The sequence below is a fragment of the Limosilactobacillus gastricus PS3 genome (genome assembly GCF_000247775.1).
In the GTDB taxonomy this organism is placed as follows: domain Bacteria; phylum Bacillota; class Bacilli; order Lactobacillales; family Lactobacillaceae; genus Limosilactobacillus; species Limosilactobacillus gastricus_A.
The window spans coordinates 1-13,907 of the sequence record NZ_AICN01000071.1 but is presented as its reverse complement, the minus strand read 5'-3'; the positions used below and the strand labels follow the sequence as shown (position 1 = coordinate 13,907).

The window sequence follows — 13,907 nt, the reverse complement described above, 5'->3', positions numbered from 1 at the left end:
GAATATGGATTGGTTAGCCAGCCTCTTAACCTGGCATAATTTGGCCAGTTTAATTGATATACTTTTAATTTGGTTCTTTATCTATGAGTTAATTGTCCTGATTCAAGGAACCCGGGCTGTTCAACTATTTAAAGGAATTTTAGTGATCATCGTTTTAAAGATCATTAGCTGGTACTGTGGCCTTAGTACGGTTTCATGGGTAATGGATCAAGTTATTAACTGGGGAGTCATTGCCATTGTGGTCATTTTCCAACCAGAAATCCGCCGAGGCTTGGAACACATTGGACGCGGCTCTTTCTTTACCCGGAACCGGACGGAGAATGAAGCCGAAGAGCATATGATCACGCAGATTGACCAGGCGATCCAATATATGTCAAAACGCCGGATTGGGGCTTTAATCACGATTGAAATGGGGACGGGACTGGAAGAGTATATTGAAACAGGGATTCCGATGGATGCTGACGTGACTTCAGCCTTGTTAATCAATACCTTCATTCCAAACACGCCCCTTCATGATGGAGCGGTAATCATTAAGGATGGTCGGATTGCAGTGGCGGCCGCTTATTTACCGCTATCCGACAGTAAATTAATTCCAAAAGAATTGGGAACTAGACATCGGGCGGCTGTTGGGATTAGTGAAGTAACGGATGCTTTGACCATTGTTATTTCTGAAGAGACAGGTGAGGTGTCCTTTACGAAAGATAATGAATTATTGCGAGGGATGACTCGAGATAATTATCTTAAGTTTATGCGGGCCAACTTATACCGATCGGAAAGCCAGCCAGTTAGTAATTTGCTGACGCGTTTCTTAATGCTCCTGCGGGGGAAAGGAGGTCGTCATGAAAAATAATCAAAAGAGTCTGTGGACTCGACCGCTATTTTTGCGGATTGTTTCCTTGGTTTTGGCGATCGTGCTTTTCTTATATGTTAATGGTGGTAGTGATGGCTTCTTGCGGCAGACGACGCGGGGCAATAACGATAGTAGTACTAGTATCTTGAACTCATCGAAATCGACGACTGTTAAAATTCCCTTAACTGTGAATGCCAATACAGACAAATATGTGGTTACCGGGTATCCACAGTTTGTTAAGGTGAAACTAACTGGTCCGTCAGCTCTCGTAACAACATCCGTTAATACCCAAAACTTTAAAGCCTACATTAATTTGAGTGATTTAACAGCTGGTGAACATACGGTGAAAGTAAAAACAAGTGGTTTAAATTCCAATGTAAAAGCGACGGTTAACCCTGCTAAAATCACCGTTAACATTGAACCACGGAGTACGATTACTGCTAGTGTGAAAGTACAGCTTAGCAATACATCTTTAACTGGGGATTACAAACTGGGTAATGCTAAACCAGCTTTAGATACCGTTCAGGTTACTGGAGCACGCAGCGAAGTCCAACAAGTTTCGCAGGTTATTGCCTATGTGAAGGTTCCTAAAAATACGACTGCGACTTTACATCAGCAGGTCACCTTACAAGCAGTTGACAAAAATGGGAAAGCCCTAAATGTTGTGGTTACGCCAGGGACAATTTCTGTTACTGTTCCCGTGAGTGCGGATGATCAGTCTAGTAGTAGTCAATCTAGTGATTCTGATAACACTAGCTCATCAAGTTCGGCGGTCAGCACTAGCGAATCGAGTTCCTCAGCTAGTTCGAGTTCCGCAAGTTCATCTAGTAGTGATAAGTAAAGAAATGGAGATTAAATAAAAATGGATTTAAAATATTTTGGTACTGATGGGGTGCGAGGAGTTGCTAACCAAGATTTGAGCCCAGAACTGGCTTTTCAAGTTGGTCGAGCTGGTGGTTACGTTTTAACCCGCCATTCCGAACGGAAACAGCCCCAAGTGCTGGTAGCCCGGGATACGCGGATTTCAGGACAAATGTTGGAAAACGCTTTGGTGGCAGGTTTATTATCTGTGGGAATTGAAGTTTTACGCCTAGGAGTGGTCACGACCCCGGGAGTAGCTTATCTAGTGCGGGCTCAAGAAGCGGACGCGGGAGTGATGATTACCGCCTCGCATAATCCGATCGAATATAATGGGATCAAATACTTTGGTGCCGATGGGTTTAAGTTATCTGATGACTTAGAATATGAAATTGAACAATTACTTGATGCTCCAGTTGATGAATTACCACGTCCTTCCGCTGATGGCTTGGGGATGGTCGATGATTACTTGGAAGGATCTCTCAAGTATACTTCTTTCTTGGAGCAAACGATTTCTACGGACTTAAGTGGCTTAAAAGTAGTGGTTGATGCCGCTAATGGTGCCACCAGTGCCTTCATTTCACCATTATTTGCTGATTTAAACGTTGATTTAATTCCGATTAATGATCAACCTGACGGATTAAATACTAATTTAGATTGTGGGTCAACTCATCCAGAAGGGTTACAAAAAGCCGTGCTGGAGCATGAAGCAGACTTGGGTTTGGCTTTTGATGGTGACGGTGATCGTTGCATTGCCGTTGACGAACACGGTCAATTGGTTGATGGTGACAAGATTATGTATATTTGTGGCCGATATTTAGAACAAAACGGCCGCTTAAAACATAATACGGTAGTTACCACCGTAATGAGTAATCTTGGTATGTATAAGGCCCTAGAAGCTCACGATATGCAAAGCGTCAAAACTAAGGTTGGTGATCGTTATGTCGTGGAGGAAATGTTAGCCAATGGTTATAATCTCGGTGGGGAACAGTCAGGACATATTATTTTCTTGGATCACAATACCACTGGTGATGGGATGCTAACGGCTTTGCAATTATTGCAAGTGGTTAAGGCAACGGGTCAAACTTTAAGCGAGCTTGCGAGCGAGGTTAAGACTTATCCGCAAGAATTAGTTAATATTACGGTTCAAGACAAACAAGCTGCTCTATCAAATCCGGAACTAAAAGCGGTAATTGAAGAGGTTGAACAGGAAATGGCTGGTGACGGACGGGTACTTGTGCGGCCAAGTGGGACGGAGCCTTTACTACGGATCATGGCTGAAGCTCCGACGGAAGAATTAGTACATCAATATGTAACAAAGATTGCAGAAGTAGCACGACGGGTCTTATAAAACCATTACGATAATCATCCTATGAGGGTGGTTATCTTTTTTTGTAATTTCATGAAACTACCTAGACCAATTTAGAATGATTATTTGACATAAGTTTTCGAACCTGGTATCATTACAATGTTTAGTGAAATAAAGTAAATTGTTAAACATCTATACCAATTTGGGAGGGCAATCAAATGTGTGGGATTGTCGGAGTTACGGGAAATGACCGTAGTGTTGAAATTTTAATTAATGGTTTAAAAACTTTAGAATACCGGGGCTATGATTCGGCCGGGATTTATGTGAATGATCAAAATGGTCACGATTACCTAGTGAAGCGTCAAGGACGGATTAAGAATTTGGAAAGTGCCTTAACTGATGATGTTCATGGGAAAGCTGGGATTGGACATACTCGTTGGGCAACCCATGGGGAACCTAGTGAAAAGAATGCCCATCCACATTTTTCGAATGACAAACGCTTCTATTTAGTTCATAATGGCGTGATTGAAAATTATGAGCAATTAAAACGTGAATACCTTGGCGAAGTGGAACTGAATAGTCAAACAGATACGGAAGTGATTGTTCAATTAGTGGCTCACTTTGTTCATGAAAGCCACATGACGACCAAGTCAGCCTTCTTAAAGGTTTTACGGTTAATCAGTAACGAATCTTCATATGCTTTTGTCCTCATGGATCGGGAAGAACCTGATACGCTCTTCGTTGCCAAAAATAAAAGTCCCCTATTGGTTGGGCTGGCAGATGGATATAATTTAGTTGGTTCTGATGCGATTTCAATGCTGAAAGAAACAAATCGGTTCATGGAAATTGAGGATCACGAATTAGTAATTGTGAAACCCGATCGCATTCAAATTGAAGATTTTGAAGGTCAAGAGCGCAGTCGGGATAGTTTCGTGGTTGATATGGATGCGGATGCCGCAGATAAGGGGGCCTATCCATATTACATGCTAAAAGAAATTGATGAACAACCGGCGGTGATGCGGCGGATTGTTGGCCAATACTTTGATCAAGCTGGTAACCCGCTAGTAGATGTGGCCATTCTAGACGCCCTTGCGAAAGCTGATCATCTCTATATCATTGGTGCTGGGACTAGTTATCATGCCGGCTTAGTTGGGGCACGGATGATTGAAAAATATGCTCACATCCCTACGACCGTTCATATTTCATCCGAATTTGCCTACGATCATCCGATGTTAAGTGAGCATCCGTTCTTCTTGTTCTTATCGCAAAGTGGGGAAACGGCAGATAGTCGCCAAGTGTTGGTAGAAGTAAATGAGAACCATTGGCCAAGTTTAACGATGACCAATGTTGATAAATCAACCTTATCTCGCGAAGCAACCTACACGATGCTCTTACATGCCGGTCCAGAAATCGCCGTGGCCTCAACCAAAGCTTATACCGCTCAGATTGCCGTCGAAGCAGTGCTTGCTAAGGCGCTTGGTCAGTTTTTAAAGCATCCTGAAGCCGATGAATTTAATTTGCGGAGTCAATTAGGGATGGTCGCTTATGGCATGCAAGCGATCACTGATAGTAAGGATGATATTGAAGAAATTGCTTCGCGTTTTCTTTCAAAGACCCGGAATGCCTTTTACATTGGTCGGGCCATTGACTGGTCAGTTTCCATTGAAGCAGCTTTGAAACTTAAGGAAATTTCCTATGTGCAAGCAGAAGGTTTTGCTTCCGGGGAATTAAAGCATGGGACCATTGCCTTGATTGAGAATGGCACTCCAGTGATTGGGATTATTACCCAGGATAAGACAGCTGGTTTGACCCGGAGTAATTTAGAAGAAACGGTTGCTCGCGGTGCCAATGCCATTACGATTGCGTCACGGCATTTAGCGCAAGAAACCGATACGATTATCATTCCTGATGTTGATGATAACTTAACGCCCCTCCTAAGTGTTGTGCCGGCCCAACTGTTGGCTTATTACACTAGTTTAGGAAAGGGTTATGATGTTGATAAACCACGGAATTTAGCTAAGTCAGTGACAGTCATGTAATAGAAAAGTCGATGCACCCGCATCGACTTTTTTGAATCCTTATTAAGCTGTTTCCAACATTTCTTCCACCGATTCTTTGGTATGGTTTTTCCACCAAGAGGAAAGTACGGAACCTGAAATATTATGCCAAATACTGAAAATCGTAGATGGAATTGCGGCCGCTGGCGAGAAGTAGGCCAAAGCCAGGGTAGCCCCTAAGCTAGAATCTTGCATTCCAACCTCAAAAGTAAGGGCCTTTTGTTGGGGTTGACGGAGCCGCAGGACTAGGGAGAATAAGTACCCCAAGCTATAACCAAGGAGGTTATGAAGCATCACGACTGGAATAACGATCGCCGTAGCAGCAGTGAAGATGTTGGCGTGATTAGCCGAAACCACTGCGCCGATGATTAATAGAATAGCCAGTTGCGAAACAATCGGTAAAAATTCTAAGATAGGACGTAACTTTTTACCGAAGAAGGTGTGAACCAGGACCCCTAGGATAATTGGAATCACCACAATTTCTAAAGTGCTAGTAAATAAACTTTGCGCCGGAACGGTAACGTAACGTCCAGCTAAGAAGTACAGAATTGAAGGTAAAGCTAAGGGGGCTAGTAGGGTTGACAGGGCTTCAATGGAAACATCTAAAGCCACATCACCACCAGCTAAGTAGGCCATCACACTTGAAGAAGTCCCACTAGGACAAGAGCCAACTAAGATGACTCCAGCGGCGGTCGCTCCCTTTAATTGAAAGACCAAACATAATAGCCAAGCTAAGCCCGGCATAATAATGTAATGGGCGATCGTTCCCATGATAACAGGGATTGGACGTTTTACGATTCGTTCAAAATCTTTTCCCGTAAGGGTTAAACCCATTCCAAAGAGGATAATCCCCAGAAGATACTTTGTATTGGGAACTAAAGGGGCCGAAACACTGGGCAAAAAATAATTGAAGACGGCCCAAACAACCACAAAGAGGGTAAACCACTTGCTTAACCATTTTCCGAATGCAACTACTTTATTCATAAACTCTTCCTCCTAAATGCCGTTAATGATACCCAAGGGTAATTTTGGCTAATCGACTCATTTTATCGGGTGACCAGACCGGATACCAGACTAGCTGGATCTCGACTTCCGTCACTTCTTCAACTTTCATCAAGGCGCTTTTAATCATTTGTTGTAGGACTTCTGAAATGGGGCACCCCATGGTCGTGAGGGTCATTTGAATCGTAGCCTTACCATTATCGTCTAACTCCACGTTATAGATCAAACCGAGATTAACGAGGTCAATCCCTAATTCTGGGTCGATAACCGTTTGCAGAGCTTTAATCATTCGATCTTGAATCGATTCTGATGTCGGGTTAGCCATAAATTACCTCCGTTAATTTAATTCTTCAGATTTGAAACTTTGGATAAGACATCATAGCCAACCATCACCCCACCAGTATCGGCTGAAGTTACTAAGGCTTGATATCGTGCCAAGTAACCACTCTTAACCTTTGGTTCAAATGGCGGGAGTTCTTGTCGACGTTTTTCCATTTCTTCATCAGAAACCAGTAGATCAAGGGTTCGTTTGGTCAAATCGATATGGATTTGATCACCATCTTTAATTAAGGCAATTTCGCCACCAGAAGCTGCTTCAGGTGAAATATGCCCAATACAAATCCCGTGAGTGGCTCCTGAAAAGCGCCCGTCAGTAATTAAGGCGACATCGCGTTCGAGGCCCCGACCAATAATGTCAGAAGTTGGGTTGAGCATTTCCGGCATCCCAGGACCACCTTTAGGACCTTCATAGCGGATGACAACTACATTGCCTTTTTTGACGGTTCCATTATCAATCCCTTCGACCGCCTCATCATGGGAATCAAAACAAACGGCTCGACCCGTGAACTCTTTAATGTCTGGGTCAACTCCAGCCGACTTAATAACGGATCCCTTTTTGGCGATATTACCGTATAGGACGGATAACCCCCCTTCAGTCGAGTAAGCATTCTCAACTGGTCGAATGACTTCTTTATTGGTTGAATAGTGATTAGCCACGTTTTCGCGAATCGTCTTACCAGTTACCGATGGACGATCCGGATGGAAAACATCACCACCGAGTTCAACTAATTCATTCATAATCGCTGGCATGCCACCTGCATTATGCACGTCTTCCATGGTCCAACTTGACGATGGAGCAATTTTGGCAATGTGTGGCGTGCGTTTAGCAATGGTGTTGATGTCTTGTTCCGTATACTCAATGCCAGCTTCATGAGCCACTGCTAATCCGTGAAGGACAGTGTTAGTTGAACCACCCATGGCCATATCAGCAGCGTAAAGATCATCAAAAGCTTCTTTGGTCATAATATCGCGCGGCCGTAAGTTCTCTTTGACTACTTCGACAACGCGACGGGCAGCTTGGCGAACTAATTCTTTTCGTTGTTCGGAAATGGCCAGGGCGGTCCCATTATATGGTAAGGCCATCCCCAAGACTTCCATCAAACAGTTCATGGAGTTAGCAGTAAACATCCCGGCACACGATCCACAAGTTGGACAAGCGTTCATTTCCATTTCCAAGAATTCTTCTTTGGTGATGGCACCATCTTTAAAGGCTCCAACGGCTTCAAACATGTTTGAAAGGGTCATTGCCTTACCATTTGGATCCAAGCCGGCTTTCATCGGCCCTCCAGAAACGAAAACGGATGGGACATTGGTTCGTGCCGCTGCCATTAACATACCAGGTGTGATCTTGTCACAGTTAGGCATAAACAAGACACCGTCAAACCAGTGGGCGTTAATCACGGTTTCGGCCGAATCAGCAATGATCTCACGGCTGGGTAGTGAATACCGCATCCCAATATGACCCATCGCAATTCCATCATCAACGCCAATAGTGTTAAATTCAAATGGAATGGCGCCAGCCTTGCGGATTTCTTCTTTGGCGATATCTGCTAAAGCACGTAAGTGGACGTGACCAGGAATGATTTCAATATAGGAATTACAAATGCCAATAAAAGGTTTGTCCATATCTTCAGGACTTTTGACCATTCCAGTAGCGTATAGCAGGCTTCGGCCAGGGGCACGATCGACCCCTTTGGTGATTTCATCACTTCGTTTTTGTAGTTTACTAGCATCGATCGAAAAACTTAATGTGCCCATACAACTTCTCCTTTTCATCACGGCAAGAAATAAAAAACGATCAGGAAGCTGACAGTTCCTGATCGGCGATGATATCAATTACTGCCCGTTTTGTTTAATTACTAACGGGCATCATTAAAAGGCACCCGTCTTGCTAAATGACGATGATGCTAATGACAGTAATTAAAATGACTGGTAATTGTTGATTCATATTATTCCTCTTGGTTGGTTTGTTTTACTTAACCTAAATTAGATAAATCTAACCTGATTAAATTGGTTCTAATATAAATCTGACGATGATCATTGTCAAGCCTTTTTTAAAATAAATCTAATTTAGCCGCAAACCCACAGTTGTATTAACTTCAAGAAAAAATTTAACTTTTTAAAAATTAATTGATTCCTTTATATAACCGAGATATTTGACGATGGTAATTAAAAAATAATTAGAAAATGTGTTGACAGCTTTAGGATAAATAGTCTATAGTTACGCCATCGAATTTATTAAGTATTTCAGAAAGGAGCCAATTCACTATGAACGCTATTAATGTCATCCAAGTTCAAATTATCATTATTGTGATCATTATTATCTTAGCTGTCATTATTCGCGATTATAGTGGATTAGGTAGGTAGGCTTTTTAGTCAATCCAATTTCTAATACCAGTCCACTAGAGTAAACAACTTCTGGTGGAGTGGACTAAACACCCATCAGAAATGATGGGTGTTTTTTCGTTAATGGATCGGGACTAGTAAATTCGTTAAATCAGCTTTGGAGGTGACAAGATGAATAAGACAAGCGGATCAAAAGCGCTACTCGATGAGCTGACGGCACAACAGGTTGAAGTCGTCTTCGGTTATCCGGGTGGGGCAGTGATTCCACTTTACGATGAAGTTTATCAAGAGAAATATCATAATATTTTAGTTCGTCATGAACAAGGCGCTGCGCATGCAGCGGAAGGTTATGCGAAGGCATCCGGAAAGACGGGAGTTGTTTTCACCACTTCTGGTCCGGGGGCGACGAATGCTTTAACGGGGATTGCCGATGCGAAACTTGATTAGGTCCCAATGGTAGTCTTTACCGGTCAGGTTGGGCGTGCCCTTATTGGGACGGATGCCTTTCAAGAAGTCGATATTGTTTCCATGGCAAAAGCGGTCACAAAAGCGACTTTTCAGGTCTTAACACCTAGCGAATTAGTACCAACGGTTCGTAAGGCCTTCCAGATCGCCCAGGATGGACGACCAGGGCCAGTGTTAGTCGATTTGCCTAAGGATATCACCACGGCTGATGTTTATTTACCATCTCGGCCAGCACCAGTTAGCGAGACATTGCCAGATGATAATCAAGTGCAATTTCAAGAGGTATGGGAGGCCTTCAAAAAGGCTAAAAAGCCCTTGTTACTGGTTGGTAATGGGGCGGCTAAGGAGGAAACCAGTCGCCTAGTGCGGGAATTTGTCACCCAGACCCAAACCCCAACTGTTGCGACCCTCTTAGGCTTGGGAGTATTACCAAGTGATGATCCTAACTTCCTTGGCATGGGTGGAATGCATGGATCTTATGCAGCTAATCAAGCCTTAAGCAATTGTGATTTCTTGTTGAATCTCGGCTCACGTTTTGATGATCGAATGGCTACGAAGCCGAGTGAATTTGCTAGTCAGGCTACCATTGCCCATTTTGACCTTGATCCACATGAATTAGGTAAGATTATTGCAACGGATTATCCAGTCGTGACGGATGCGAAGGTCGCGATGGAATGGTTTGTCAATGCTAGTCAAAGTGAGCCAACGAATGACCATACAGCTTGGTTAGCTCAGGTGCAAAGCTGGCAAAGTGAGCATCCATTCACTTATCAAAAGGAAGCAGGAGTTATGAAACCACAGGCCGTGATTGAAGCGGTTAGCCAAGCCACACATGGTCAAGCATATGTGGCAACCGATGTTGGTCAACATCAAATGTGGGTTGCTCAATACTATCAATTCCAACAGCCAAGTCATTTGGTAACCAGTGGTGGTCTTGGGACGATGGGCTTTGGGATCCCCGGCGCAATTGGGGCTAAACTAGCTCATCCTGATCAGGACGTTGTCTTATTCTTGGGCGACGGTGGTTTTCAGATGACAAGTGAAGAATTGGATGTAATTCGTGAAAATCAGCTGAATGTCAAGGTAGTGATGTTTAACAATCACGCTTTAGGAATGGTCAAGCAATGGCAAGACCTGTTCTTTGATCAACACCGGAGTCGAACGGTTTTTGAAGATCAGCCTGATTTTCAAAAAATTGTACAAGGTTATGGTTTAGATACCTACCGTTTGTCACCAGACAATTGGCAAGCAGAGTTGGAGAATGCCCTGGCTAGTCCGCGGGCAGCGTTTATTGAAGTTGAAATCCCAGCAGATGAGAATGTCTTTCCAATGATTCCTGCTGGGGAAGCTAACACAAATATGTTATTAGGATAATCAAGTTTTATATTTATATAAGAGAAAAGGAGATAAAAAATTATGGTTGAAATGTTATACGAAAAGGATGTTACGACAAATTATTTAGCAGGCAAGAATGTTGCCTTTATCGGTTATGGAGCACAAGGGCATGCCCAAGCTAATAACCTTCGTGATTCTGGTGTTGAAGTGGTCGTTGGGGTTCGCCCGGGTCAATCAGCTGACAAGGCCAAAAATGATGGTTTTGAAGTATACAGTGTTGCTGAAGCAGCTAAGCAAGCTGATTGGGTCCAGATGTTAACGCCAGATGAAGTAATGGCTGATGTCTACAAGAATGAAGTAGCTGATAACCTTGAACCAGGAAATGTGTTAGGATTCTCGCACGGGTTTAATGTTTATTATAAAGAAATCGTGCCACCTGCTGATGTAGATGTTGTCATGATGGCACCAAAGGGTCCCGGTAACCTTTGTCGTCGGACCTATAAAGAAGGATTTGGGGTCCCAGCTTTATATGCAGTTTATCAAGACCATTCTGGACATGCCGAGGACTTAGCTAAAGAATTTGCGAAGGCAAACGGAGCAGCTCGGGCCGGCTTGCTTGCAACGACCTTTAAAGAAGAAACGGACGAAGATCTCTTCGGTGAACAAAATGTTTTGATGGGGGGCATTACGGCCTTGATTGAAACTGGTTTTGAAGTCTTGACGGAGGCTGGTTACTCACCTGAATTAGCTTACTTTGAAGTTGAACATGAAATGAAGCTAATTTGTGACCTGATCTATGAAGGTGGTTTTGCCAAGATGTACAAGGATTGCTCAAATACTTCCGAATATGGTTCATACACCCGGGGACCACGAGTAGTTAATGAAGAATCTAAGCGGGCAATGAAGCAAAACTTGCAAGAAATTCAAGATGGTACTTTTGCCAAGGAATTCATGGATGATTACCACAATGGCTTTAAGAAGCTTTACGCTTACCGTTCTGAAATGGAACAATCACAATTGCAAAAGGTTGGGGACGAGTTACGGGCTAAGATGCCATTCGTTGCGGCCGAAGACAAATACAGTGATTAATTAAGTTTTTGGAGGATTGTTTGGCAATCCTCTTTTATATGGCAAAAATTAGCTGAATTAAGATGGAGGATGGCAGATGTCAACAGTCTTAAAATTAGAACATGTGAATTTTACAAGAGCGGGGAAACCGATCTTAAAAGATCTCAATTGGGAAATTCAATCGGGTGAAAACTGGGCCGTTTTAGGACTTAACGGGGCCGGCAAGACCACTTTATTGAAATTGCTACATGGGGATATTTGGCCGTCGAGTGGTCAAATGGAAGTCTTGGGCCATGTATTTGGTCATTCCAACATTAATGACTTACGGAAAAAAATTGGTTGGGTCAGTAATGCTCTGCAAGATTGGCTACATCCCGGGGATAGTGCCGAATCAATTGTTTTATCTGGGAAATTTGCCAGCATTGGAGTTTATGAAGAGACTACCCCAGCTGAACAAGCAACAACTGTAGACCTATTGAAACGGGTCGGCGGTGGTTCCTTGCTGGGCAAACCATACCGTATTTTGTCGCAAGGCGAAAAGCAATTAGTAATGATTGCGCGAGCCCTAATGGCCCAGCCAGAACTATTAATTTTGGATGAACCTTGTAATGGCTTAGATCTATTTGCACGGGACCGCTTGTTGGCTAATATTGAAAAAATTGCTGCCGATCCTGCTAGTCCAGCCATGCTAATTGTTTCACACCATACAGAAGAGTTATTACCATGTTTCCAAAAGGTTTTATTGTTAAAAGACGGGTCAATTTTTGATCAAGGATCAAGGCAAGCAATGTTTACTGAAGAAGAATTGACCGAATTCTATGGGGCGCCAGTTAAAGTGCTACGTAATGAAAACGACCACGTCTTAGTTTATTTAAGAAAATAGAGATTGAGAAAAAGAGAATTGGTTACGGGAGATAGGTTATGGAGAACAATTTATCACAATCATTAGATTTTAGTTTACCAAGGAAAACATTAAAAAAGGATTCAGTCAAAACCGTTATCTTGGCTTCTATGGTCGGGACCATGATTGAATTCTACGATTTTTACGCTTATGGAACGGCGTCGGCGGCATATTTTCCTAGGGTCTTTTTTCCAGAAGTTACCCCAACAATTGCCTTATTACTAAGCTTACTGACTTTCGGGGTTGCCTTCATTGCGCGGCCTTTGGGATCGTTTGTCTTTGGCCACTATGGCGATAAGATGGGGCGGAAGAAAACGTTAGTGATTTCATTATTATTAATGGGATGTTCGACAGTTTTAATTGGTCTTTTACCGGGATACAATACCTTAGGTTTAACGGCTGTCGTTCTCTTATGTCTATGCCGATTTGTTCAAGGAATTGGTTTGGGTGGTGAATGGTCTGGAGCAGCTTTAGTAGCGACGGAAAACGCGCCAGCTAATAAGCGGGCTTTATACGGGGCCTTCCCAGAATTAGGGGCACCACTTGGTTTCTTCTTAAGTAATGGTCTTTTCGTTGTTTTAGAGTTTACCCTAAGCCCTAGTCAAATGGAAAGTTTTGGTTGGCGGATTCCATTTCTAGCATCAGCTGTGCTAGTTGTGGTTGGTTTCTGGGTTCGTGAGAAGATGCAAGAAACGCCATTGTTCCGGATGGCTAAACAACGGAGTGCGACGACGAAATCACCATTAGTAGAAGTTTTTAAAAGTAATTGGTTAGAAATAGTTCAAGGAACCTTCATCGTTGCCGTTACTTACACGCTTTTCTATACGCTCGCAACTTGGTCATTATCCTATGCAACGACTACCCTGGGATTTAGTAAACAAGCATATTTAATGATGCTCATGGGAACGGTCGTCATCTTCGCCTTGTTAATTCTATTCGCTTCTCGGATTTCAGATGCCTTTGGTCGTAAACGAGTGCTCTTATTTAGTGCCGTGGCCTTAGTTATCTTCGGACTAGTTTTTCCATATTTACTAACTGGTCATCATAATGTATGGGGAGCGCTAACTTTCTTAGGCGTTGGCTTTGCATTAATGGGGATTGCCTTTGGTCCACTTGGCGCAGTCTTGCCAGAACTATTCCCGACGAAAGTCCGGTATTCTGGTTCTGGTATTGCATATAATCTGGCGGCAATTGTAGGGGCGGCCTTTGCACCAACCATTGCGGCTTGGTTAGCGGCAAATTGGGGAATTCATTCCGTGGGCCTATATCTATCATTAATGGCGGTCTTATGTGTAGTTTCATTATTAACGATGCATGAAACTAAGGAAGTCGATTTTACTAAATAAATATTATAGAAAGAAAGAGAAAATTTATAGA

The 13,907-nt window shown here is 43.0% G+C and carries 10 protein-coding genes and 1 pseudogene; 8 read left to right on the top strand and 3 right to left on the bottom strand.

The features are described from left to right. Nucleotides 1-4 precede the first annotated feature (4 nt). The 4 genes from cdaA to glmS all read left to right on the top strand — a co-directional run bounded on the left by cdaA (nucleotide 5) and on the right by glmS (nucleotide 5,056). Entirely contained in the window at nucleotides 5-850 is an 846-nt protein-coding gene (gene cdaA / locus PS3_RS07985) for a diadenylate cyclase CdaA (RefSeq protein WP_007122597.1), read from the top strand. Next, nucleotides 840-1,691, top strand: coding sequence for a CdaR family protein (locus PS3_RS07980; RefSeq protein ID WP_007122596.1), 852 nt, complete (start codon nucleotides 840-842; stop codon nucleotides 1,689-1,691). Before cdaA ends, PS3_RS07980 begins: the two co-directional genes overlap by 11 nt. 21 nt (nucleotides 1,692-1,712) lie before the next feature. Then, nucleotides 1,713-3,059 carry a phosphoglucosamine mutase gene (glmM, locus tag PS3_RS07975; RefSeq protein WP_007122595.1) on the top strand — a complete coding sequence of 449 codons (1,347 nt, stop codon included), beginning with the start codon at nucleotides 1,713-1,715 and terminating at the stop codon, nucleotides 3,057-3,059. Between the two features lie 176 nt (nucleotides 3,060-3,235). Beyond that, nucleotides 3,236-5,056 carry a glutamine--fructose-6-phosphate transaminase (isomerizing) gene (gene glmS / locus PS3_RS07970; protein WP_007122594.1) on the top strand — a complete coding sequence of 607 codons (1,821 nt, stop codon included), beginning with the start codon at nucleotides 3,236-3,238 and terminating at the stop codon, nucleotides 5,054-5,056. 42 nt (nucleotides 5,057-5,098) lie between these two features. Here glmS and PS3_RS07965 read toward each other — a convergent pair whose 3' ends face one another. From PS3_RS07965 to ilvD, 3 genes are read right to left on the bottom strand one after another with little or no spacing between them, the layout of a single operon-like run. Further along, nucleotides 5,099-6,058: a bile acid:sodium symporter family protein gene (locus tag PS3_RS07965; protein ID WP_007122593.1), complete on the bottom strand. Its 960-nt coding sequence runs from the start codon at nucleotides 6,056-6,058 to the stop codon at nucleotides 5,099-5,101. 22 nt (nucleotides 6,059-6,080) lie between these two features. After that, a complete protein-coding gene (locus PS3_RS07960; protein WP_007122592.1) occupies nucleotides 6,081-6,401 on the bottom strand; it encodes a metal-sulfur cluster assembly factor in 321 nt (106 codons plus the stop codon). Between the two features lie 17 nt (nucleotides 6,402-6,418). Beyond that, nucleotides 6,419-8,173, bottom strand: a complete 1,755-nt coding sequence (gene ilvD, locus PS3_RS07955; RefSeq protein ID WP_007122591.1) for a dihydroxy-acid dehydratase — start codon at nucleotides 8,171-8,173, stop codon at nucleotides 6,419-6,421. 759 nt (nucleotides 8,174-8,932) lie between these two features. Between ilvD and ilvB the strand changes: the two are divergent. The 4 genes and pseudogenes from ilvB (at nucleotide 8,933) to PS3_RS07935 (ending at nucleotide 13,876) form a co-directional block, all read left to right on the top strand. Beyond that, nucleotides 8,933-10,600 (top strand): annotated as a pseudogene (ilvB, locus tag PS3_RS07950) (biosynthetic-type acetolactate synthase large subunit). A 39-nt stretch (nucleotides 10,601-10,639) separates the two neighbouring features. After that, nucleotides 10,640-11,650 carry a ketol-acid reductoisomerase gene (ilvC, locus tag PS3_RS07945; RefSeq protein ID WP_040468716.1) on the top strand — a complete coding sequence of 337 codons (1,011 nt, stop codon included), beginning with the start codon at nucleotides 10,640-10,642 and terminating at the stop codon, nucleotides 11,648-11,650. 76 nt (nucleotides 11,651-11,726) lie between these two features. Next, nucleotides 11,727-12,512, top strand: coding sequence for an ABC transporter ATP-binding protein (locus tag PS3_RS07940; RefSeq protein ID WP_040468714.1), 786 nt, complete (start codon nucleotides 11,727-11,729; stop codon nucleotides 12,510-12,512). A 38-nt stretch (nucleotides 12,513-12,550) separates the two neighbouring features. Continuing rightward, complete coding sequence (locus tag PS3_RS07935; RefSeq protein ID WP_007122589.1) at nucleotides 12,551-13,876, top strand: MFS transporter; 1,326 nt, start codon at nucleotides 12,551-12,553, stop codon at nucleotides 13,874-13,876. Nucleotides 13,877-13,907 lie beyond the last annotated feature (31 nt).